Below are 24030 nucleotides of genomic sequence, written 5' to 3' on the forward strand. Positions count from 1 at the left end.
TCCTCTCGCGCACGGCCGCTCGACTGACGGCTCGACATGCCGCATGAGGTTAACGCACAGAGGGGACAACGATGTCCGGTTCGGCGGACGGCAATCGAAATCACCTACCGCCGAACCGGATTCGTCAGAACTTATACAGTCTCGACTCAAGCAGTGAGGAAGCGACCCAGCTGCGGCGCAGCTTCTCCCGCATGCTTGGCCTGGATACCTTCACCGATGGCCTGCAGCTTCCATTCACCGTTCGCGCGGTACACCTTGGCCATCACCATTCCGGTGAACGCCATGCCGCCCTGGAGCGTGTATCGGGCGAGCTCGGAGTTGGTGGTGCTGTCCACGAGACGGCAGAAAGCATTGGAGACCTGCTCGAACGTGTGTCCGCGGTACGAGGTCACGGTGAAGATCACGGCGGTCACGTGCGCCGGGACCCGTTGCAGATCGACGAGCATGACCTCGTCGTCGCCTTCGCCGTCGCCGGTCAGGTTGTCACCCATATGACGGACGGAGCCGTCCTTGGACGTCAGCTGACCGTAGTAGCAGACGTCGACGAGGTTGCCGTCGGCGTACAGGAGAGCCGAAGCATCGAGGTCGACGTCGGCCGTCCGGCTTCCGAAGAGGCCGCTCTTCTTGATCGGATCCCAACCCAGACCCATCTGGATCATGGTGAGCGCGACGCCACCCTCCTTGCGGAGCGTGACCTTCTGACCCTTGGTCAAGCTGACGGGACGTCCCTTGACCAGGCTCACCTCGGGCTGCTGGGCCGGCGGCTGGTTCTGAACGGGAGGCGCCGGGGGTGCCTGGTTGTACGCAGGCTGCTGGTTGTACGCAGGCTGCTGGGCCGGTGGGTATGCCGGCGGCGTCGGTCCCTGGTTGTAGGCGGGCGGCTGGTTGTACGCGGGCGGGGCAGGCGGAACCGGCGGCGCGTTGTACGAAGGCTGCTGCTGCGGCGGCTGGTTGTATGTCGTCGGGGCGACGGACGAGGGCGGCGTGATCGGAGCGGGAGCCGCGACCGGAGTGGGAGGCGGCGGCGGTGCATCGTCGACGGACACACCGTGATCGGTGACCAGTGCGGCAAATCCACCCGCGTAACCCTGGCCGACGGCGCGCACCTTCCACGCACCCTGGCGTCGGTACACCTCGAGTGCGATGACGATGGACTCGGCGGTGAGACCGTCGATCACGTACTCGTACAACACGTTCCCGGCCGCGTCGGAGACCCGAGCGGTCGGTGCAGCGCTGCGCCCGAAGTTCGACGAAGCGTCGTCGAGCGTGATGACGGCGCGAACCTGCTCGATGTCGGCCGGAACACCGGCGAGTGAGACTCGGAGTGAGGCAATGCCACCCGGGTTGGGAACCAACTGCACACCGGGTCCGGTGGGCTGGTTGAAGAAGACGAAGTCGGCGTCGGAACGAACTTTTCCGTTGCTCGTCACGAGGAGTGCAGACAGGTCAGCGGCTGCAGCCAACTGAACAGACACAACTACATCCGAGACGTCCAGCGGGCCGTTCTGCCCTTTGGCAAGCGATACAGACAACTAAATCCCCTTCATAGAGAGCGTGTATTACCCGAGCGCGGAAGAGAACCACCGCAATATCTCCGCGCTCGCTGCGATACCGGACCTTTCTGTCACAGTAACGGTCGGCCGTTGCCAATTCAGTTCTTCCAGCTCACCGTGCCTCGGCCGGATCGCGAAATCGGAGTATTCGAGCATGTCCGCATCCAACGCACCGTCACCAGCCGAGATCACGACGGCGGACTGATCCAGATCACCCGACTCGACCAGTCTGCGGCGCACCTCTGCCAGCGCGCGTGACTTCGAGACCGCGTCGGGCATCGTGTAGATCTTCCGGCCTTGACGCGAGACGTTCCAGCCTCGTGCCACGCACCAGTGATTCCACTCGGATTCGAAATCACTCGGCATCGCAGCCAGATCGACGACCAGGTACGGAAACAGGTCGTCGGCAACACGAATGGAGCTGACCCAGCTCGAGTCGATCCGCGATTCCAGTTCCGCCTGAACCTGCGGCAACTCGGCGCCGGCCTTGCGAGTCGAACGGTCGATCTCGTTTCGCCACTCGAGATCGGCTTCGCCGTCCACCAGGATGTTTCCGCCGTTGCTCGTGATCGCGTACTTCCACGGTCCGCCGGGAAGATCGATCCGCTGGAACTGCGCGATGGTCCTGGTGGTTGTCGGAATCACCGGAACCCGCGAGCTGAGCGCAGTCAGCAGATCGATCGATTCGACGCTCATGTGTGAGAGCGGACCGCCGTTGTAGTACTCGACGCACAGCGGGCTCGGTGCCGAATCCAGGTCGGAGCCACTGGGATCGCCGCCGATCGCGGCCTGTGAATAGATCATCGTGCGGTCCAGATCGGTGGCGATCAGGACCTGGGAGGCAGCGGTGTCCGCACGGCTCACGTGATGTCCTTGATCAGGCCGACACACGAGTAGGCGAGGTCAGGTACCACCTCGACCGGAACCCCACGTGCCTGTGCCAACAACCGGATGTGTGCGTGCTCCGGGGCTTCGAGTTCGCGCACCAGAACCTTCCAGGGAAGCCGGCGCAGCAGCACCCTGGTTGTTTCTCCGACACCGGGTTTGACGAAGTTGACCGTCGAGATCCCGTACTCGGCCTGCACTTTCTCCACCGACTCACAGCCGGCCCAGGTCGGTGTCCGATCGGAATCGAGCACTGCGGCAAGAGAATCCGCGGCATCGGCACGGACGGAGTCGAACTCGGCCGAGACCACGTCGAGCAACCTGTTGGAGACGTCGACGTCGGCGAGGTCTGCATAGAACTTGGCGCCGTGGAAATCGCCAGGCCCGATGAGGGTGTCGTTGAGGACTGTTCGTGAGACCAAGCCCGACACCGTCGAATTGAGGCACGCCGACGCGATCAGGAAGTCGTCGCGAGTGCCATACGTTCGCACGCAGTGGCCGGGGTCTGCGAGAACAGCCAGATCGGAATCGAACTTTGCGCCACCCGCCTCGTGGTACTCCGTCAACGCCGCGTCGAGTTCGCGAGCGATGGCCCCCTTACCGGTCCAGCCGTCAACGAAGACCACGTTCTTCGAGTTGTGTTGGTGCGCAAGATAATCGAGTGCGACGGAATCGATGCCCTTGCCGCGGACGATGGACACCGCGTAGTGCGGCAACGTCAATCCGCGGGTCTGCTGGGCCCAGCGCCGCATCAGAATCCCGATCGGCGTCCCGGCCCGGGCAAGTGAGACCAACGTGATGTCACTCCCCCGCTCGGCCAGCACCAGGTCCATCACGGTCCCGACAGCGCGCGCCAGCCGGGGAGCACTCTCGGCGAGCACCGTCTCGAACAGATCCCGGTATGCCTGATCGGGTTGGTACTCGATGGGAAGAGACTCGGCATAGTGCGCCTCACCCGACTGAATGCGCTTCTCGCGCACGGAAACATCCGCTTCGAGATCCACGTGCGAGAGATCCTTGAGCAGCCACTTCACTTCACCCGGCGCGTACGAACCGAAATCGGGCCCGACCAATGGTTCGTTCATGTCGACTCTCCTGCTCTGGAATCTCGCAGCGCCGACGGATCGGCCCCGCGAACGGTGGCGACCAAGACGTCGGTGCCGGAGTTTCGCAGCACCTCGATCACTCCGTCCGTCGCGGTCAACCGATCGGTGTCGGCCGGCTCGTCCACCACGAGCAGGGCAAGGGCGTCGACCGCCGCATCAGGCCACTGCGCGTTGTACACGTATCGAGGCTCGTTCTCCCCCAGCTCCGGCGCCGGAAAGGTGAACCCGCGACGCAGCGGGTATCCCGGCACGTCGACGACATAGGCGGGTGAGCGAGTCGTGGTCTGGTAACGAACTGCTCGCCCAGTGCTTTCCAAGCCCGCTGCGATCCGCAATGGCAGGTACATCAACTCTTCGTGACCGATCACGATCACAGCACGCGACGGGTCGATCGATGCCCCGAGGATGGACACCGCCGCCTCGACGGCGGACTCGAATGCCTCGGTGTCGCCGTCGAGAAAACCGTGCCGGCCACCGTCGGGGACATGTGCCGGCCACGGCAGATCCATGCGAGACAGTGTGCCGCGCCGGTCACCGATCGGATTGAGATCCGGAGCATCCAGAGCCGTGACACGCTCGGTCAGGCCGTCGGGCAGGACGGTCGAACCCGAAGCGAGAGAGACGTAATCGATCCGCACGCCCAACTCTAACGCCGCGGCTTCGCAGGCGGCGCGGTGTTCCTCGGCTCTCATGTCCACCAGCGAGGCCACGACGTAGCGGCTTCGCGGGCATTGCCCGTGCAGCGCCCGGATGGCGTCGATCGCGGTGGCGCCGGTGGAGATCTCGTCGTCGACGAGGACCAGTGGCAGGTCGTTCTCGAACAGTTCGGCGGACGTCGGCTGCATCAGATGGCTCGTGGCGTGCGAGTGCCCCTCCTCGAATCCGGCGAGCGTCGTAGCGCCGGGTACGTCTCGGCGCGTGGAGTGCAGGTAGCAGTGAGCGTGCAGGCGAGCTGCGACGCAGTGGCCCAAACCTGTTGCGGTTTCGGCAAACCCGAGAACGACGACGTCGACGCCGTCACCGAGGGTGGTTCGCACCAAGTCCCCGAGGTCGTCGGCAGCACCGATGACCACGGACGGCTCGGTAGGCACGTGCTTACCCAGCACGGTGGACACCAGCAGGTGCGCGCGGCGCGGATTCCGCCGAAGTCCCGGGATCACCAGATCGGGTACCGAATGCCCGAGTGACGAATCGCCGTGAACCAGGTCCAAGCCGAATTCTGCGGTAGCCCAGGGGACGTCCCTGTACTGGACAACCTCTGTCATCGATCGACCAACGCCGTCAGCAACTCGACGAACGTGATGCCCTTGTTGGTCACACCGAACACGTGAGCGCGAAGCGCAGTCTGACGAGCCCAATTGCGGTGCGGCTTCATCTCGTTCATCTTGTTTCGGTATCCGGACGCCTGCACTCCCCCGGCGTCAGCGCCGAGGATGTCGAGGGCATCGTGGTACTCCTCGTGCGTGACCGCGGAGAGAGCATTGACCGCCGCGACGTGTGACGGGTGGATGACCGTCTTGCCTTGAATTCCGTTGGCTCGGTCCAGCGCGATCTCACGGAGCAGGCCGTCGAGGTCGCGGCTGACGAGATGCTGACGGAACCGGACGGCGTCGTGTTCCTCGAACGGGGTGGCACGCAGCATCGGCCGGAACATGCGTTCGTGATCGGCGAAGTACTCCCACACCGGCCCGGTGATGACAAAACCCGAACCGTCGGCGCGGCCGAGATAGTTGACGATGTCGGCGATGACGTCGACCACCACGCGCACGTCGTAGATGGTCAGATCGCGGTCACGACGGATGCCGAAGGTGCTGCACATGTCGGTGGCGCCGATGCGAACGGCAAGGATTCGATCGCGGTGTTGCGCGAGAATCCCACTGATGGTGCGCAATTCGAGATCACGCGTATCGCGGTGAACCAGCGCGGGTGATTCGAGCACCGGCATCGCATAGAAATGCTTACCCAGCAGCTCGGATGCGTCCGCGACGGCGTCGAGAAACACGGGGCCGGACTCGCTGCCGAACTTGGGGATGACGAACCCGGTGAGCGCGGCGCGCCCCTCGGTCAACGACGCGGCGACCTTGTGGATGTCCGCGACTTCACGAACCCGCACGAACAGCAGCATGCCGACGGCGTCGGTGGACGCGATCTTGTCGAGAGCTTCGACCGCGTTCGCTCGCGCCGATTCGACCTCGTGATCTGCGACGGCGTCCTCGAGATCGAGCACCATCGAGCTGACGCCCTCGGACGCACGCTTGGACACGATGTCGGCCAACCCGGCCCGAGTGGCGGGAACGTAGAGAGTTGCACCCAGAGCAATCGCGAGCAGATCCCTCTCGTCGGAATCCGCGAACGATCGAGGCGCATGCAGGAACAGTTGCTCCCGCACGTCATCCTCGAGATGTTGAAAATGCTGCATTTCTCTTCTCTCCGTAACCGCAATCAAGTCCATGAAACGCCCCCCTGTGACAACGCGCCGAACAACTCCGATCCCCCGATCGGCTCGACCATTCAGTTTTTGCCGGCTCGCGCCCGCATCTTCTCGACAACTTCGGTGATGAACGTCGATACCGAGTCCAGCTGTAATACATACGACCAGTAGTCCGGATGAGTTCCCGACAGTGACGCACTCGCTCGCTCGATCCTTGCTAGTTGAGCATCGAGTACGGAGCCCCACTCCGCCACCAACCCTTGGTTAACAGCGAACATCTGGGCGTCTTTCAAACGGAAACGAACCTCACGTTCCTTTTCGCTCGGATCTGCCCGAACTGCACGCAGCGTAGCGAGACGGTCCGTCACGGCGTCGGCACACGCTTCGGCGTCGGCCAAGTGCACTCGGGCCTCAGCCATCAGAGCCAGTGCATGTTCGGGGTTACCCGCAGCCAGCGACTGCTTCGCTTCCTTGAGATCGATGTCGGCCTGATCGATGTGCGCTCGGCTGCGACTGCTGTTGTCGACGAGGTCAGCGGAACTCGCGGCGTTGAACTCGCGGAGCAATGCCGAGTACGCCGGGTCGAGTCGGTCCACTCGCGTCCGCACAGCCGACAACCTGGTGGAGACGGAGGAAATCGTCATCTCCGCGCGGTGCTGCGTCGACGGGGCGTCTGCCAGTGCTTCCTCGAGCGCGGACACGGCTTCGCGGACACGCTCGGCCCGTGTGCGGAGCGCGTCGGCGCGACCGGAGGAGCGCGCATTCTCGAGCGCCGTCATCGCGTCGTCGAGTTGTTCGGAGGCCGTCACCACCGACGGGTACTCGCGATAGCGCTGCTCGGTGGCAGCAAGTTTCTCGCGGGCTGCTTGGGCCTGAGTTCGCGCCTGCTGGCCGAGGACGGGGATGGCGGACATCGTGACCGTCGCCTGCTCCAGATGCGCGCGATTCCCGTTGTAGAAGGAGTCGACACCCTGTGCCGCTTCGACGAGTTCGGCTACCGACTTCTCGAACGCGGCCCGAGCACCGTTCGGGTTCTGGTGGAGTACCTGATCGTTGCCGTATCGCTCGGATGTGTCGAGGTAGTCCGACGCTGCCTGGTAGCACCGGTCACGAACGGGTTCCCACTCCGCGCGCAGCCCTCGCTCGGGAAAAAGCTCGGCGGAGGCTTCGACTGCTGCCGACGCAATGGTCTGCCGCTTGTCCATGTCGAGGAACGCCGAAACCATGGCCGTCTGCGCCTCCCGCGCACGACTGACCGACTCCCCCACTCTTGCCCCCCGATTGAAGCGTTCCGACCATCTTCCCACCACGATTGAATCCTACGGGTCCAGCACTTCGCTTCTCGGTTCGTAATTCTGCTGTTACGGCGAACACACCGGAACTGCGGTTAGGGTGGTGGAGGTAAACACACTCCCAAGACGACTTCGCGTCGTAGTGGGCCTTGTCTCTCCTCTTGAAAGGACCCCTGAATGGGCGTCAGCTTGACCAAAGGCGGCAATGTCTCTCTCACGAAGGAGGCCCCGAACCTGACTGCAGTGGTCGTCGGCCTGGGCTGGGACGCGCGTTCCACCACCGGAGCTGCTTTCGACCTCGACGCCAGCGCAATCGGCGCAGGCTCGAACAAGAAGGTCCTCTCCGACCAGCACTTCATCTTCTTCAACAACCTGCGTTCGCCCGACGGCTCGATCGAGCACAAAGGTGACAACACGGACGGCGAAGGCGAAGGCGACGACGAGCAGATCGACGTGAACCTCGCAGCGGTTCCCGCCGAGATCGAAAGCGTTGTCTTCCCCGTCTCGATCTACGACGCAGAAGCCCGCTCGCAGTCCTTCGGCCAGGTCCGCAACGCGTACATCCGCGTCGTAGACAAGGCGAACGGCAACGAGCTCGCTCGTTACGACCTCTCCGAGGACGCTTCCACCGAAACCGCCATGGTCTTCGGTGAGCTGTACCGCAACGGTGCAGAGTGGAAGTTCCGCGCAATCGGCCAGGGTTACGCATCCGGCCTGTCCGGTATCGCGCGCGATTACGGCGTCAACGTCTGATCCTCGCTCTCGACGAGCTGACTCGGGGAAGGTTCCGCAGTAGTGTGTGGAACCCTCCCCGTTTTCACGTTCGGATGCGGGTGAGGCACCGCTTGCAGTAACCACTCTGCATTGACCAACTAGAAAGGGCCACGCTCCGTGGTACTGCGAATATTCGGTTTGTCCATCGCGATCTCGATCATCGCGATGATCGTCGCGTTCATCTACGGCGGACCCGAGGCACTATTCCTCGTCATCATCCTGTCGATTCTGGAAATCTCGCTTTCCTTCGACAACGCCGTCATCAACGCCACCGTTCTGCAAAGAATGAGTGAATTCTGGCAGAAGATCTTCCTCACCATCGGCGTCATCATCGCCGTCTTCGGCATGCGCTTGGTGTTCCCGCTCGTGATCGTCTGGGCTGCTTCCGGACTCGGGCCTGTAGCTGCACTCGACCTCGCGCTCAACCCGCCTGCCGACGACGCAGCGTACTTCGCCAACGGCGAGCCGAGCTACGAAACCATCCTCACCGACGCTCACCCGCAGATCGCTGCCTTCGGTGGCATGTTCCTGCTGATGCTCTTCCTCGGCTTCATCTTCGAAGAGCGTGAGATCACCTGGCTGTCCTGGCTGGAGAAGCCCCTCGCTCGCATCGGCAAGCTCGATCAGCTCTCGGTCGTCGTGGCCGGCATCGTCCTGGTACTGAGTGGTTCGTTCCTCGCCGCTGACGACAAGGTCTCGACCGTCATGATCTCGGGCGTTCTGGGCATGATCACTTACATCGCGGTCAACGGACTAGGTGAACTGTTCAATCTGCCGGAAGAAGGCGAAGAGGAAGAAACCGCCAAGTCCGGAGGACCCACGCAGCTCGCGAAGGCAACCGGCAAGGCCGGCTTCTTCCTGTTCCTCTACCTCGAGGTGCTCGACGCGTCCTTCTCCTTCGACGGCGTCATCGGCGCATTCGCCATCACTGCGGACCCGATCATCATCGCCCTGGGCCTCGGCTTCGTCGGCGCGATGTTCGTCCGTTCCATCACGGTCTTCCTGGTCCGCAAGGGCACGCTCTCCGATTACGTCTACCTCGAGCACGGTGCCCACTGGGCCATCGGCGCTCTGGCCGTCATCTTGATGGTGTCCATCGGCGTTCACATCAACGAGATCATTACCGGTCTCGTCGGCGTCTTCCTGATCGGCGCTGCGTTTATCAGCAGCCTCATTCGCAACAAGCGAATCGAGAAAAGCGATCCGAAGTTAGACGAGAACACTCCGGCAACTGTCTGACGTTCTTTTTCGAATCGCCCGCGACCAATTGGTCGCGGGCGTTTTGTTTGTTATGCCCGAATGGAAGGCTTTCTGCATTCACAGCCGCGCGGCCAATGTTCAGCCGCGCGCCAAATTCAGCCTGCGGATGAACAATTGCCCTGCGGATTCGAAACCGCACAAATTTCGACCTACCCCTGCAGAATCAAGAGGCAAAATTCGACTGTGCACAGCGATGAGGGGAAATTCGTGGAAGACCAGTTCCTGTCCAAAGGTCAGAACATCGAGCTCCCCGACGAACTCGAACAGATCGACATCGTGATCACCTGGGACAACCCCGAATTCGGTGTCGACGCCTCGGCATTGCTTCTGGGCGTCGACGGAAAAGTCAGGTCCGACGCGGACTTCGTCTTCTACAACCAACAGGAATCTGCTGACGGCTCGGTTCGATACCTCGGCCGCCGCGAAACCGAATCCGGTCCGCACGAGCGGCTCCTCGTCCACCTCGCTGCCGTGCCCGATCAGGTCGACGCGATCGCTTTGGTAGGCAGCGTCGACTCCGGTTCCTTCGGCGACCTCGGCAAACTTGCGCTCCAGCTGGTTGATTCCGGTGGCTCTCCTATCGCCGAATACGTCACCGCCGACGCGTCCACCGAAACCGCATTCGTCTTCGGTCAGGTCTATCGCCGCAACGGAAAGTGGAAAATTCGTGCCATTGGCCAAGGTTGGGCTTCAGGACTCGCCGGGCTCGCCGAAGACTTCGGAGTCGATGTAAGCGAGGACGCCCCCGTCGAGGAGCCAGAGTCACCTGAGCTGGGGACACCCCACCCGATATCGGAGCCCGAACCATCAGGCACTGGACCGTCAGACATGGCACCGTCAGACATGGCACCGTCAGACATGGCACCGTCAGACGTAGCACCGTCAGACGTAGCACCGTCAGACGTAGCACCGTCAGACATCGAACTTACGACGCCGCCAAAGCCTGCACGACAACGAGGCGTTCGTACGGCGAAGCCCGTACCCAAGAAAGCCCCACTACCCGAATTCAAGCACGCAGAGTCCGAGGCCTGGCAACCTGCACGACTCTTCTCGGTGATCGGCGTCGGAACCGGCGAGGAACAAGAACGACGCACGACGTCGGCGCTGGTCTCCACGATGCAGGCCGTTCCGCTGTTCGCCCGGGCGGTCTCGTCCCGCGTGGGCGCACCGGCCGGCTCGTTCGAGGGTTACGTCGAAGTTCCCTACGTCAAAGGTGAATCTCGAGTGATCCCGGATGCGGTGTGGCGCATCGCCCGCGGAAGCCGACTCTGGACTGGCTTGCTCGAGGCAAAGACCGGTGCAGGCACCCATACCCGAGAGCAGCTCGAAAACTATCTCGACGTCGCCAGGAAGAACAAGTACGACGTCGTGATCAGCCTGTCGAACGACTTGCCTGCCGGTGCCGGCGAACTACCGGTCGAGGTGGACAAGCGCAAGCTCACCAAAGTCGCGCTGCGGCATCTCTCCTGGGCAGAAGTCATCCACGAGGCTCGGATGGTGCTCTCGCATGGCGGAATCGACAATCCACTGCAAGGTTGGATTCTCAGCGAATTTCTCCGGTACATCGAGCATCCCAAGTCCGGGGCAGCGGAGTTCGTCGACATGGGTCGGCACTGGGTATCGATACGCGACTCCGTCAGCGCCGGGACTCTACGTCCTGGAGATCCGAAGGCAGCGGCCGTCGCTCAGTCGTGGATCGCGCTCGCGCGAAATCTTGCACTGCGGTTCACAGCTGATCTCGGTGTCGTCGTCAAACATGTGTTGCCCCGCCGGGTAGTCAACGACGCAGAAGCGCGTACCGCGCTGACAGTCAACGAATTGGCGAACGACGGCACCTTCAGCGCCACCCTCCGAATCCCCGACGCAGCCGGAGAGTTACGAGTTGCTGCTGATTTGAGAACCAACAAAGTGAGCTGCAGTACAACGGTTTCCGCTCCTGACGAAGGTACCGCAGGAAAACGGGTAACTTGGGCTTTGCGTCAATTGAAGAACGCACCCGAGGACTTGTTGGTCGAAGCGTTGTTCACCGGTCCCGCCGCGTCGACATGCGAGACTCTTACATCGGCCCGTGCAACACCTCGTCTACTGACGGACGGACAAGGCGGTCAACTCAGTTCATTCGTACTGACGCAATCCTTCACTCTTGGCAGCAAGCGTTCGGGCACTGCTGCGAGTTTCATCAGCAGCGTCACAAGTTCAGCTGAGGTGTTCTATGCCGAAGTCATTCAACCGCTCCGTGAATGGGTCCCCGCCGCCCCCAAGGCCTCCGACCTCCCCCGTGAAGAACAAGTCGACAACGAAGACTAACCATGGACGAAATAGTCATAGAGCGCGCAACAGACGGGGACGCCGCGGAAATCCTTGTTCTACAACGCTGTTGCTGGGTTTCGGAAGCAATCTCCAACAACAGCATGAACATACCCCCACTCCACGAGGATCTTCCCACGGTCCGAGCCTGGGTTCAGGAGTCGACCGTCTGGACCGCACGACGCAGCGGCAGGCTCGTCGGGGCCGTTCGAGGCGCAGCGGACGGAACCGCATGGCAGATAGGGCGTCTCATGGTGGCGCCGGACTTGGCGGGCAACGGCCTCGGCCGGCGCCTCCTGCAGCACGTGGAACGGAATGCTCCGGCGCACATCACCAGTTTCGAGTTGTTCACCGGAAGTAGGAGCGCCCGGAACATTCGCTTGTACACCCGGGCGGGTTACGTGCAGTTGGCGACGGACCCCAACCACATCCCGGAGTTGTCTACTTGTCGAAGCCGAACGTCACCGTCTCCGACTGAACGGCGATACTGACTTGTGTGGTGAACATTCGCGTCGCAGCACAGACAGACTTGCCGTTCTTACGTGAGAACGACTCGCACATCGCAGCCGAGGAACTCGCGTCCGTGGTCCAACGCGGCCGGATTCTCCTCGCCGAGCACAAAGATGAAGCCGAGCACAACGATGCTCCAATCGGGTGGCTCCGCTGGGGCCTGTTCTGGGACGAGATTCCGTTCATGAACATGCTGACCGTCCTGTCTGCAAACCGCGGCCAGGGCACCGGGCGCGCCTTGGTCACATATTGGGAGAAACAGATGAACCAGGCGGGATATTCGAGGGTTCTCACCTCGACCCTCTCCGACGAATCAGCCCAGAACTTCTATCGCGCAATGGGATACATCGACGCCGGAGTCTTGTTACTCCCGGGCGAATCCTCCGAAATTTTCCTACTCCGCGACCTCGAGACGGCGCCCGATCTGCCCGATCCCCACATTACCCGTCAGTAATATATGGTGGGCGTCACACCACGATCTCAGGGTGGGGCGTGGCACACCAAAGTGGAGGACGAGTATGTCGTCAAGGGTCTTATCTCGCACAGTTGTCGGAGTGCTCGCTGTCGCGCTGACAGGCGTCGGCGCACCGGTAGCGCTCGCGCAGCCAACCCTTGCCCAGTCTCCCGATGACGGTTTCTACAGCTACGACGGCGCGGCGCCCCTCTCGTCGTACGCCCCGGGCGCGGTCCTCGAGACTCGCACCGTGCCGTACACCGTGCTCAACATCCCGACCCCGATACAGGCAGTCCAGATTCTCTATCGCTCGACCGACGCCCTCGGCCAGCCGTCCGCCAACGTCACCTCGATCCTGCGACCGGCCAACGCCCAACCGAACAAAGTTGTTTCGTACCAGTCCTTTTACGATTCGCTGAACCCCGACGACAGTCCGTCGCGAGCCATCGCGGGTAACACCCCGATCGGTGACTGGACGCCGAGCGGACGCAACTTCAACATCGGCGGAACCTTCACGAGCATCGAAGCGGCTCTGTTCGGGCCGCTCTTCACGCTGGGCTACACGATCGTCGTCCCGGACACCGAGGGCCCGGATGCGAACTTCGCTGCCGGACCCGAATACGGGATGATGACGCTCGACGCTCTGCGTGCCGCCCAAGATGTCCCGGAAACCGGAATCACCGACGATGCACAGATCGCGCTGATGGGGTACTCCGGCGGAGCGATCGCCACCAACTGGGCTTCGATCCTCGCTCCCGCGTATGCACCGGAGATCAACGACAACTTGATCGGTGCGGCGCAGGGCGGCGTGCTGGTCAATCCGGCCAACAACCTTCGCTACGCGAGCGGAAGCATCGGGTGGGGCGGCGTTGTCGGCATGGCAGTCGTCGGCGTTGCGCGTTCGTACGACATCGATTTCGGGAAGTATCTCAGCGACCGTGGACGCGACGTCATGGCTCGACTCGAAGACGCGTCCATCGGCAATGTGCTGGCGCAATATCCCGGACTGACCTGGCAGGATCTGGTCAAACCCGAGTACGCCGATCCCAATACGGTTCCCGAGTACGTCGATGTCGTGAACAAGATCAACATGGGCACCGCGGCGACACCGACCATTCCGATGTTCATCGCGCAGGCGGCCGGCGGCACCATCGAGGGCACCCAACCCGGTGGCCCCGGCGTCGGGGCAGGAGACGGCGTCATGATCACGGGCGACGTCCGCAGCCTCGCACGCAAGTACTGCGACGCCGGCCTGGCGATTCAGTACGACCAGTACGACACCATCAGCCACTTCCTCGGCGCCATGCTCTGGCTCCCCGGTGCGCTCGCTTGGGTCGACGACCGATTGAACGGCAAGCCTGCTCCGTCCAACTGCGCGAACATCGCACCGGGGAACTCACTTGCGCTGCAAGAACATGCGCGCTAACTGACAGAGACCTCGAATCTACTTCGACGGCTCCACCTCCCAGCGAACGTGAGTCACCAACGGTTCCAGGCTAAGCCTGCTGACGGCGGATTCGAGGAGTCCGTCGTCACGCTCGGCGGCAGCCAGTTCGGCCACCACCCGCACGCGGTCGCTGTCCGGGATGTCAAAGGACTGCACTGACCGCAGTTGGAACTCCGGCCTCGAAATGGACTGCACGGTAAGCCCTCTGATGTGAGCTTCGGCGTCGCCGTGGCAGGTCACCTCGAAGGTGTAGTCCGCCGGCGGTTCCTCGCGACCGGTGCGGGCAGGTTGGTGATCCATCATCCGGCCCAACGGCCTCAACAGCGTGTTCGCCAACATGATTGCACCGGCACCGAACACCGCCACCCAGTACATCCCGCCGCCGGCCAGTGCTCCGACAGCGGCCGTGGCCCACAGAGTTGCGGCGGTGTTCAGGCCGGTGACCGAGGCCCCCTGCTTCATAATCACTCCGGCACCGAGAAAACCGATCCCGGAGACGATCTGCGCCGCGACGCGCGTCGGATCAGCGTCCGGACCCTGAAACCCGTACGCGCCCATGATGACGAAGAGCGTCGCCCCCAAGCTCACCAACGCGTTGGTTCGCAGACCCGCCATCCTTGCGCGCCATTGCCTTTCGATCCCGACGGCAGCGCCGAGGACGAGCCCGAGCGCTATCCGCACAAGGATAACGTGGATTTCCACGGTGAACTCCTAGAGCCAGGTCGCGAATCGACGGATGAACATTCCCTTGGCCACCTGCGTAACAACGCAATACGCCGCGAGAGTGAGGACCAGCCACGGGAAGTAGTTCCACGGCAGTGAAACCAACCCGAGGGAATGACCCCAGGACGTGAACGGGAACACCAGCGCGAAGACGCAGGCGGCGCCCGTGCTGAGCAGTACCGGCAGCGATGCACGCGACTGGATGAACGGGATCTTGCGAGTGCGGATCATGTGAACGATCAGCGTCTGCGAGATCAACGACTCGATGAACCAACCCGATTGGAACAGGGCCGCATGCTCGGGAGAGTTGGCAGCGAACACGAACCACATCAGCGCGAACGTCGAGATGTCGAAGATCGAACTGATCGGGCCGATGAACACCATGAACCGGCGCAGGCTCTTGGTCTCCCACTTGCGGGGCTTCGCGAGGAAGTCGTCGTCGACGCGGTCCCACGGGATCGTGAGCATCGAGAGATCGTAGATCAGGTTCTGCAACAACAGAACTACGGGAATCATGGGGATGAACGGCAGCAAGGCGCTGGCGACGAGCACCGAGAAGACGTTCCCGAAGTTCGACGACGCAGTCATCTTGATGTACTTCTGGATGTTTCCGAAGGTCCGACGCCCTTCGATGACACCTTGTTCGAGTACGCCTAGGTCCTTCTCCAGCAAGATGATGTCCGCGGATTCGCGCGCGATGTCCGCTGCGGTGTCTACAGAGATGCCGACGTCCGCCGCCCGCAGTGCGGGTGCATCGTTGACACCGTCGCCGAGGAAGCCGACCGTGTGGCCGACCCGGCGCAGCGATTCGACAATACGTGCTTTCTGCATCGGATCCGTCTTCGCGAAGACAGTTGTCCGTTGCACCAACTCGTCGAGGGCCTCGTCGCTCAACGCTTCGATCTCGGCGCCGGATACCACGGTTCCCACATCGATACCGACTTTGCCGCAGACAGTTTCGGCTACCAGTTCGTTGTCACCCGTCACCACCTTGACGGCGACGCCATGGCTCGCGAGCGCTTCGATCGCCCCGGCCGCAGATTCCTTCGGCGGGTCGAGGAAGGCAAGCAGTCCGACCAGGGTCATGCCCTCTTCGTCTGCGGTGGAGTACTCCCGTCGCTGCTCGTCGACAACGACCTTGGTCGCCACCGCAAGCACTCGCTTACCCTGACCGTTCAGTTCCGCGACCAGTCGGTCGATTCGGGCCAGCCAGCCTGGTGTCAGGTGGTGAGCCACTCCGTCCAGTTCCACCGATTCACAGACCGAAAGGAGCTCTTCCACTGCACCTTTCGTGACGATCAGATCACTGTCACCGTGATCGACCACCACTGACAGGCGACGACGCTTGAAGTCGAAGGGAATCTCGTCCACCAACCCGTGCCGACGCGAGATCTCTTCGAGAACTTCGGGACCGGCAGCCTCGATCACTGCGTCGTCGAGGAGACTGCGCAGGCCGGTCTGATTCACGGAATTGACTGCCGCGAGCCGCAACACGTCCTCGGATTTACGTCCGGCAGTGTCCAGATGCTCACCGAGAACGATGCGGTCCTCGGTCAGAGTTCCAGTCTTGTCCGTGCACAGAACGTCCATGGCGCCGAAGTTCTGAATCGCGTTGATCTGCTTGACGATCACCTTCTTGCGCGACATGTGCAGCGCGCCCTTGGCCAGATTCGCAGTCACGATGAGCGGCAACATTTCCGGTGTCAACCCCACCGCGGTTGCGACGCCGAAGAGTAGTGCTTGGCTCCAGTCCTTGGTCAGTCCGTTGATGATGAACACCGCGGGAACCATGATCAGCATGAACTTGATCAGCAGGTAACTGACGCTGCGCACTCCGACGTCGAAGCTGGTTTCGGGTCGCTTGGACGCCAATTGTGCTGTCATGGCACCGAAGTAGGTGCGCTTGCCCGTGTGCACCGCGACGGCGGTCCCGCTGCCCGACACGACGGAAGTACCCATGAATCCGATGTTTTCGGCTTCGAGCAGTCGATCGACGTCGATCCCCGAGGATGGTTCCGCCGACTTCTCGGCCGGCATCGATTCACCGCTGAGCATGGACTGATTGATCTGCAGATCCTTGGCCCGGATGATGCGGACATCGGCCGGGATCATGTCGCCGGCGGCAAGCTGGACAACATCACCTGGCAGTAGTTGCTCGATCGGAATCTCCGCCGTGACCACGGTGTTGTTGATCTTGCGGGTGGCCGCGACTGTTGTCGTCACCATTGCCTTGAGCGCCTCGGCGGCGCGGCTCGAGCGGTATTCCTGCCAGAACCTCAGTGACACACTGACAAAGATCATCAACCCGAGGGTGATGATGCCCTCGTAGGAAGGTCCGTCTTCCGGGTCCGCCCACACCACGTCGGTCGCGACCATGATCAGGGCGAGGAACACCAGGATCAGGATGAACGGGTTCTTGAACGCCCCCGCGAACTGCACGATTGCCGGCGCCGGGCGGTCGTGGCGGACGTCGTTGCGCCCGTATTGCCGGCGAAGATCGTCGATCTGATCGTCACGAAGCCCGTTGGCCGTCGTGGTCAGATCTGCGAGAACGGTGCGCGTGTCCGCGGTCGAGTAGTCGACCAATTCCTGTGCGCTTTCCTTTGCCAGGACTGTTGAATGTGTTTGTTGTGCACTGTTTCTCGTGGGCCGTGGCCGCAATGCGAGAACGGAAAATGACATGACGAATCCCCTCGGCTGCCCGAACGCATCAGACCATGTCAGTGCATCAGGGCAGCAGAATGCGCTGAACGACAATGGAAGTCGTCAGCGGACGCGGCAAAGCCGCGCAGATGAAACCGAGGGTGCAAAAAAGTCAGAGGCTGACGAGCGAAAGACCGGGGCGAGCACCGTCGGTAAGAGCAGAAGGATGGGTCGAATATCGACTCGGCGGGTCGTCCACGATGGTCACCTCCTGAAAGTTCGGGGCGCCCGATGACGCCACACGATTGCATGCGCACAGCACACGCCAGGAGAACCGAATATCGACGTACTCTCGCCTTCGCCGGAAGAAACCGGCACCAAGCTGCGAAAACACCTCCACGTCCGAGTTTTGGCACTGCACGACGTGTCCCGATCGAAACCGGGAAGCCACTTTGGATCACCCCTTAAGCCGGGGAGATCTGTCCTAACCTTGGGCGTCTCTCGACGTCGTGAGATCAGTGGCCTGTGTTCGCGCAGAAGCCTCACCTAACGAGGTACTGCACCCAGAGGGTAGTTCTCAAATCTGTTGCCTGTCAACCGAGCAACTCAGACGGAAGGCAATCCTGCCCGTGCGACGGCACCGGCGAAGAGTGCCGTCACGGCGGCGCCCATCACGCTCTGATCAACTTCTTCCGGATCCACGGAGTGCTCGAGGACGAGCCCGGATATCAAGGCCATCAACGAGATTGCGGTGGTCCGCACATCGAAGGAATCGTCCACTCCCCATTCCCGGGCACGTTCGCCGATCAACTCCACGAGTTGACTGCGCAAGTGGCGACGCTCACGCAAGTAGGCCTGAGCGATCTGCGGATCACGCCCGGCGAGGACTCCGAATTCGAGAACGAGCAGTGACCATCCCGGATCGTCGACCATCCACGTTGCAATGGCCTCGCCGCCTTTGCCCGCTGCATCGGCCGGGTTCATACCGGCGATCTCGGCGAGCACACGGCCGGCCAGTTCGAGAGACCGTTGCGCGAACAGTTCGGCGAACAGATCTTGTTTCGACTCGAAGTTGGAGTAGACAGCCCCCTTGGTGAAGCCCGCTCGGCGAGCAACTTCAGTGAGACGTGCAGCACTGAATCCGCGCTCCGCAAACTCTTCCGCCGCAGCGTCGAGCAGTCTTTGCCGCACCACGTCACGTCCGGGGCGGGTTACCGGAGTCCAGTCCGGTTGACGAGATTCAGTCACGATACCTAGAGTATTCAATACCTCGGGTATTGACAAGCTCTTTACTTTCGACAAGATCAGGACTCTTCGTGACCACTACGCATCCGGCACACGCCGCACCAGACAACAGCTCCACCCACGACGAACACCACCACGACAATCTGCTGGTGAAATACGGCGCACCCAAGGTGATGGCCGCACTGTTCGTCGGCGTGCTCCTGCTGCAGATGGGCTTCATCCTCAGCTACGTCGCCGCCTTCCATCAGCCGACTCCGCGAGACATCGAAATCGCGGTCATCGCCGATCAGGGCACGCCAGACGGCATGGATCAGCAGATCGCCGACAAACTCAACGCCATCGACGGCAGCCCGCTCGACGCTCAGGTGGTCGACAGCACAGCGACCGCTCGCCGCATGATCAACGACCGCGAGATCCAGGGCGCCTTTGTCATCAACCCGGCCGGACCGGACACCCTGATCACCGCGAGCGCGGCCGGCAGTTCCATCGCGACGTCGCTCGAATCGGTGTTCACGAAGGTCGAGGCAACACAGGACCGACAGTTCGTCGTCCGCGACGAGATCCCCGTCGGAGCGCACGACAACCGCGGCCTCTCCGGCTTCTACCTCTCGGTCGGCTGGGTCGTCGGCGGCTATCTCCTTGCGGCAGCCATCGGACTGTTCATCGGTGCGCCGAAGACGCTCCGCCAGGCAAGCGCACACACGGGCGTGATCGCGATCTACTCGGTCATCTCGGGAGCCCTCGGCGCTCTCATCACCTCGCACGTACTCGGAACTTTCGCCGGCCACTGGTTCCCGCTCTGGATCCTGGGAACAGCCGTGGTGTTCGGCACCGCCATGTTCACACTCGGATTGCGCGCCGCCATCGGCGTTCTGGCAGTCCCGCTGGCTATCGCCGTCTTCGTGATCCTCGGCAATCCCAGTGCGGGAGGCGCATTCGGCTCCAACGTGATTCCCTCGTTCTACGCCGCCATCGGCCGATGGATCACACCCGGCGCCGGCACCGAGGGCGTCCGGAGCATCGTCTACTTCAACAACGTCGGCGTCGGCCAGCCTGCCCTGACGCTCTTCCTGTACGCGCTGATCGGTGCAGTCATGCTCTTCGGCTTCACGATCCGTCGTAACCGAAAGTCCACCGACATGACGCCGACTCCAGCTGTGGCGAACGCCGACTAGTCCTAGTCTGAACTCATGACGAGCCTCCTCCACCCCAACGCCTCGCACGTCGCCGAAACACTGATCTCACGGGGTCACCACGGCGTCATCGTCACGCAGCCTGACGCCACGCACACCGCGGCCGAGGCAGCGGCGGCCGTCGGGGTGGAGGTAGGCGCGATCACCAAGTCCCTCGTGTTCCTTCTCGACGACGATCCGGTCCTGCTGCTGGTCTCGGGCGCACATCAGGTCAACCTGAAGGCCACCGGCGAACGCCTCGAAGGCAAACTCACGCGGGCGCCACTGGAAATGGCGAAGTCCGCGACGGGCCAGCCGATCGGTGGGGTCGCCCCGCTCGGGCACCCCACCAATCTGCCCACGTACATCGATACCGCCCTCGAGCAATACCCCGAGTTGTGGGCTGCTGCCGGGCACCCCAACACGGTCTTTCGCACGACGTACTCCGAACTCCTCCGAATCACCGCCGGCCTCGCCGTCGACATGGACTGAAGCGCTCCCGGGCAGACCGGTCCGAACCCACTCAGATGTGTGTCCACCTATAGTTGGACACACCATGTGCACTGCAACAAGGACCCCGGCCGGCAACCACTGGCGACGACGGCACGTAGATCTGTGCCGCACCGACGCATGTCTGTGTATGCCGAGTGCAGTCACCTCGACCACACCGCACACCTCGAGTTCCAGCCGGAGAGTTCCCGTTGTCTGACAAGCCGAATGCCGTTTCCAGCCACACCACCCCCGATGTCCCCGAAGTAGCGGCGACGCCCGAGTTGTCCACCGGTATCTGCGCCGGGGACTATCGCGCAGCGCTTCGCCGCCACCCCGCCGGTGTCACCGTCGTGACCCTAGATTCGGGTACCGGCCCGGTGGGTTTCACCGCCACCTCGTTCTCGTCCGTCTCCCTCGAGCCACCGCTCGTCTCGTTCAACATCGCGGAGACGTCGTCGAGTATCAACGCCCTCAAGGCCGCCGAGTCCTTGGTGATCCACCTTCTCGGCGAACATCAGCAACATCTGGCCCAGCGCTTTGCGCGTAGCGCCGATCAACGTTTTGCAGACGAGTCGCTGTGGGCAGTACTCGACACCGGCGAGCCGGTTCTGCACGGCACCCCCAGTTGGATGCGCGTCAAGGTCGACCAGCTGATCCCCGTCGGGGATCACACCCTGGTCATCGGACTCGTCACCCGAGTTCACGCCGAAGAGGACGACGAATCCGCTGCCGCGCCCCTGCTTTACCACGAGGGCAAGTACTACCGCCCGACTCCATTAGGTCAGTAGAGACAACTGTGCGCCTTTATTAACCGCCCGCGGTTAATAAAGGCGCACAGCAAGTTACAGCGCTACGTACTTGGTATCGAGGTACTCGTCGATACCCTCGGTACCGCCTTCACGGCCGAAGCCCGATTCCTTGACGCCACCGAACGGCGCCGCAGCGTCGGAGATCGCGCCGCGGTTGACGCCGACCATGCCGGTGTCCAGCTTGGCCGAGACACGCATCGCACGGTCGATGTCGCGCGTGTAGAAGTACGCCACGAGGCCGTACTCGGTGTTGTTCGCAGCCGCGATCGCCTCGTCTTCGGTATCGAAACCGACTACTGCCGCAACGGGTCCGAAGATCTCTTCCTTCAGCAGGCGCGCATCGGCGGGCACCTGGTCGAGGACCGTCGGGGTGAAGAAGAAGCCGGGGCCTTCGGGGGCAGATCCACCGGTGCGAACGCGAGCACCCTTGGACACGGCGTCGTCGACGAGTCCGGTGACGGTTGCGAGTTGCTTGGTGTTGATCAGCGGGCCGATGTTGGTGCCCTCGGCGTCGCCTGCGCCCACCTTCAAGGCCGCAACCTTGGCGGTGAACTTGTCGGTGAACTCCTCGCGCACCGAGTTGGCGACGTAGACGCGGTTGGCCGCGGTGCAGGCCTCGCCGCCGTTGCGCATCTTCGCGAGCATTGCGCCCTCGACAGCTGCGTCGATGTCGGCGTCGTCGAAGACGATGAACGGTGCATTGCCACCGAGTTCCATCGACGTGCGAAGCAGCTTGTCAGCGGCATTGCGCACCAACAGCTTTCCGACGCCGGTGGAGCCGGTGAAGGTGACCTTGCGCAGACGCGCATCTTCCATCAGCGGTCCGCTGATGGAAGCCGCGTCGGACGTCGGGAGGATCGAGAGCACACCGTCGGGTAGACCCGCGTCGGCAAACACCTGACCGAGAAGCTGCATGGTCAGCGGCGTGTCCTCGGCGGGCTTGACGATGATGGTGCAGCCGGCAGCCAGTGCCGGTCCGATCTTGCGCGTGCCCATGGCAAGCGGGAAGTTCCACGGGGTGATCGCGAGGACCGGACCGACGGCTTCCTTGGTGACCAGGATGCGACCGTTGCCGGCCGGAGCCTGCGTGAAACGTCCACCGATGCGGACCGCTTCCTCGCTGAACCAACGCAGGAATTCGCCGCCGTAGTTGACCTCACCGCGGCTCTCTGCCAACGACTTACCCATTTCCAGGGTCATCATCAGCGCGAAGTCCTCGGCGCGAGTGTGCAGCAATTCGAACGCGGTGCGCAGGATCTCGCCGCGAACACGTGCCGGAGTAGCCGCCCAGTCTTCCTGCGCCGCAGCGGCGAGGTCGAGCGCGCGGATACCGTCGGCCGCGGTGGCGTCGGCTACCTGGGCGAGTTCCTTACCCGTGGCCGGGTTGTAGACCGCGAAGGTCTTCTCGGCTGGGACAAGCTTGCCGCCGAGCCAGAGACCCTCGGGTACCGAGTCGAGAAGATCCGAGACGTTGGACATGTCAGTTCCCCTGTGCTGCAGTGCGGATTGCGGTCTCGAGGACGGTCAATGCGTCGTCGAGCAGCTCCTCGGAGATGACCAGCGGCGGGAGCAGACGGATGACGTTGCCGTAGGTACCGCAGGTGAGGATCACGACGCCGGCAGCGAGGCAGTCAGCGGCGATCTTCTTGGTGATCTCGGCGTCCGGCTCCTGTCCACCGGGCTTGACCAGCTCGATGGCGAGCATGGCGCCGCGGCCGCGAACGTCACCGATGACGTCGAGTTCCTTTGCCAGTGCGTTCATTCGGCCGACGACAGTCGATTCGATGGTGCGTGCACGGCCACAGAGGTCGAGCTCACGCATCTGGTCGATGGACGCCAATGCAGCGGCGCAGGCGACGGGGTTACCGCCGTAGGTTCCACCGAGGCCACCGGGGTGGACGGCGTCGATGAGCTCGGCGCGGCCCGTGACAGCGGCGAGCGGCATGCCGCCGGCGATGCCCTTGGCGAGCGTGACCAGGTCGGGGACGATGCCCTCGTGATCGCTGGCGAACCAGGCGCCGGTACGAGCGAAGCCTGCCTGAACCTCGTCGGCGATGAAGACGACACCGTTTTCCTTGGCCCACGCGACGAGCGTCGGGAGGAATCCTTCTGCGGGAACGATGAATCCACCCTCGCCCTGGATCGGCTCGATGAGGATGGCGGCCGTGTTGGCAGCGCCGACCTGCTTCTCGATCATCGTGATGGCGCGCTGCGCGGCCTGCTCACCGGTGATCTTGGAACCGTCGATGTTGAGGCCCTCGCGGTACGGGTAGGACATCGGAACGCGGTAGACCTCGGGGGCGAACGGACCGAAGCCGCTCTTGTACGGCATGGACTTCGAGGTCAGTGCCATCGTGAGGTTGGTGCGGCCGTGGTACGCGTGGTCGAAGACGACGACTGCGTCGCGACCGGTTGCGTGACGGGCGATCTTGACGGCGTTCTCGACGGCTTCTGCGCCGGAGTTGAACAGCACGGAACGCTTCTCGTGATCACCGGGGGTGAGTTCGGCGAGACGCTCGGCGACCTCGATGTAGCCCTCGTACGGAGCGACCATGAAACAGGTGTGGGTGAAGTGTGCGACCTGATCCTGAACCGCGGACACGACGGCCGGGTTGGAAGCGCCGACGCTGGTCACGGCAATACCGGCACCGAGGTCGATCAGCGAGTTGCCGTCGACGTCGACGATGACTCCGCCGTCTGCGTCTGCGACGTAGACCGGGAGGGTGGATGCGACGCCTGCGCCGACGACCTTCTTACGACGTTCGGCGAGCGCAGCCGAGCGCGGGCCCGGGAACTCCGTGACGATGCGACGCTCCTGCGGAAGCCGGTATTCGATTGCACTCATGTGACCACCCTCTCGGTTGTGTATTGCATTCGAGTATGCGACGCGCGAAGCACCGCAAGCACTGCCGAAATGGATACCTGAA

Annotated in this window: 20 protein-coding genes and 1 riboswitch; of the genes, 9 read left to right on the plus strand and 11 right to left on the minus strand. The window is 62.7% G+C overall.

Annotated features, from left to right (window positions below; all coding sequences use genetic code 11):
- Nucleotides 1–146 precede the first annotated feature (146 nt).
- From QM716_RS27805 to QM716_RS27830, 6 genes are all read right to left on the minus strand, one after another.
- The gene (locus QM716_RS27805; RefSeq protein ID WP_283307480.1) at nt 147–1532 is read right to left on the minus strand and encodes a TerD family protein; all 1386 of its coding nucleotides are present in this window, start codon (nt 1530–1532) and stop codon (nt 147–149) included.
- Between the two features lie 27 nt (nt 1533–1559).
- Nucleotides 1560–2417 (minus strand): HAD family hydrolase, encoded by an 858-nt coding sequence (locus QM716_RS27810; protein ID WP_502942164.1) that lies wholly within the window; start codon nt 2415–2417, stop codon nt 1560–1562.
- Nucleotides 2414–3523: a cysteine protease StiP family protein gene (locus tag QM716_RS27815; RefSeq protein ID WP_283307481.1), complete on the minus strand. Its 1110-nt coding sequence runs from the start codon at nt 3521–3523 to the stop codon at nt 2414–2416. The genes QM716_RS27810 and QM716_RS27815 overlap by 4 nt, the downstream gene beginning before the upstream one ends.
- A complete protein-coding gene (locus QM716_RS27820; RefSeq protein ID WP_283307482.1) occupies nt 3520–4809 on the minus strand; it encodes a phosphoribosyltransferase family protein in 1290 nt (429 codons plus the stop codon). Before QM716_RS27820 ends, QM716_RS27815 begins: the two co-directional genes overlap by 4 nt.
- On the minus strand, nt 4806–5963 hold the full coding sequence (locus QM716_RS27825) for an HpcH/HpaI aldolase/citrate lyase family protein (RefSeq protein WP_283307483.1): 1158 nt from the start codon (nt 5961–5963) through the stop codon (nt 4806–4808). The genes QM716_RS27820 and QM716_RS27825 overlap by 4 nt, the downstream gene beginning before the upstream one ends.
- 92 nt (nt 5964–6055) lie before the next feature.
- Entirely contained in the window at nt 6056–7201 is a 1146-nt protein-coding gene (locus QM716_RS27830) for a hypothetical protein (protein WP_283307484.1), read from the minus strand.
- A gap of 243 nt (nt 7202–7444) precedes the next feature.
- Here QM716_RS27830 and QM716_RS27835 point away from each other — a divergent pair, with 243 nt between their 5' ends.
- From QM716_RS27835 to QM716_RS27860, 6 genes are all read left to right on the plus strand, one after another.
- Nucleotides 7445–8020 (plus strand): TerD family protein, encoded by a 576-nt coding sequence (locus tag QM716_RS27835; protein WP_020906049.1) that lies wholly within the window; start codon nt 7445–7447, stop codon nt 8018–8020.
- Nucleotides 8021–8158: 138 nt separating this feature from the next.
- Entirely contained in the window at nt 8159–9280 is a 1122-nt protein-coding gene (locus tag QM716_RS27840; RefSeq protein ID WP_283307485.1) for a DUF475 domain-containing protein, read from the plus strand.
- Nucleotides 9281–9508: 228 nt separating this feature from the next.
- Nucleotides 9509–11608, plus strand: a complete 2100-nt coding sequence (locus tag QM716_RS27845) for a TerD family protein (RefSeq protein ID WP_283307531.1) — start codon at nt 9509–9511, stop codon at nt 11606–11608.
- Between the two features lie 104 nt (nt 11609–11712).
- Nucleotides 11713–12099 (plus strand): GNAT family N-acetyltransferase, encoded by a 387-nt coding sequence (locus tag QM716_RS27850; RefSeq protein WP_283307486.1) that lies wholly within the window; start codon nt 11713–11715, stop codon nt 12097–12099.
- Nucleotides 12100–12104: 5 nt separating this feature from the next.
- On the plus strand, nt 12105–12572 hold the full coding sequence (locus QM716_RS27855) for a GNAT family N-acetyltransferase (RefSeq protein WP_283307487.1): 468 nt from the start codon (nt 12105–12107) through the stop codon (nt 12570–12572).
- A 64-nt stretch (nt 12573–12636) separates the two neighbouring features.
- Complete coding sequence (locus QM716_RS27860) at nt 12637–13998, plus strand: lipase family protein (protein WP_283307488.1); 1362 nt, start codon at nt 12637–12639, stop codon at nt 13996–13998.
- Nucleotides 13999–14016: 18 nt separating this feature from the next.
- Here QM716_RS27860 and QM716_RS27865 read toward each other — a convergent pair whose 3' ends face one another.
- The 3 genes from QM716_RS27865 to QM716_RS27875 all read right to left on the minus strand — a co-directional run bounded on the left by QM716_RS27865 (nt 14017) and on the right by QM716_RS27875 (nt 18633).
- Nucleotides 14017–14721: an MgtC/SapB family protein gene (locus tag QM716_RS27865; RefSeq protein WP_003941187.1), complete on the minus strand. Its 705-nt coding sequence runs from the start codon at nt 14719–14721 to the stop codon at nt 14017–14019.
- Nucleotides 14722–14730: 9 nt separating this feature from the next.
- Nucleotides 14731–17424, minus strand: coding sequence for a magnesium-translocating P-type ATPase (mgtA, locus tag QM716_RS27870; protein ID WP_283307489.1), 2694 nt, complete (start codon nt 17422–17424; stop codon nt 14731–14733).
- A 348-nt stretch (nt 17425–17772) separates the two neighbouring features.
- A riboswitch (M-box (ykoK) riboswitch) is annotated at nt 17773–17946 on the minus strand.
- Nucleotides 17947–17991: 45 nt separating this feature from the next.
- Entirely contained in the window at nt 17992–18633 is a 642-nt protein-coding gene (locus QM716_RS27875) for a TetR/AcrR family transcriptional regulator (protein ID WP_283307490.1), read from the minus strand.
- 68 nt (nt 18634–18701) lie between these two features.
- On the opposite strand from QM716_RS27875, the gene QM716_RS27880 reads away from it, so the two are divergent.
- From QM716_RS27880 to dszD, 3 genes are all read left to right on the plus strand, one after another.
- On the plus strand, nt 18702–19805 hold the full coding sequence (locus QM716_RS27880; protein ID WP_283307491.1) for an ABC transporter permease: 1104 nt from the start codon (nt 18702–18704) through the stop codon (nt 19803–19805).
- A gap of 15 nt (nt 19806–19820) precedes the next feature.
- Complete coding sequence (locus QM716_RS27885; RefSeq protein WP_003941167.1) at nt 19821–20294, plus strand: YbaK/EbsC family protein; 474 nt, start codon at nt 19821–19823, stop codon at nt 20292–20294.
- Between the two features lie 209 nt (nt 20295–20503).
- Nucleotides 20504–21082, plus strand: coding sequence for an NADH:FMN oxidoreductase DszD (gene dszD, locus QM716_RS27890; protein ID WP_003941189.1), 579 nt, complete (start codon nt 20504–20506; stop codon nt 21080–21082).
- Between the two features lie 54 nt (nt 21083–21136).
- On the opposite strand, the gene QM716_RS27895 is transcribed toward dszD, so the two are convergent.
- Nucleotides 21137–22582, minus strand: a complete 1446-nt coding sequence (locus QM716_RS27895) for an NAD-dependent succinate-semialdehyde dehydrogenase (protein WP_283307492.1) — start codon at nt 22580–22582, stop codon at nt 21137–21139.
- A gap of 1 nt (nt 22583) precedes the next feature.
- Complete coding sequence (gabT, locus tag QM716_RS27900) at nt 22584–23948, minus strand: 4-aminobutyrate--2-oxoglutarate transaminase (RefSeq protein ID WP_283307493.1); 1365 nt, start codon at nt 23946–23948, stop codon at nt 22584–22586.
- Nucleotides 23949–24030: the final 82 nt, after the last annotated feature.

The sequence above is a fragment of the Rhodococcus sp. IEGM 1409 genome (assembly GCF_030056735.1).
GTDB lineage: Bacteria > Actinomycetota > Actinomycetes > Mycobacteriales > Mycobacteriaceae > Rhodococcus_F.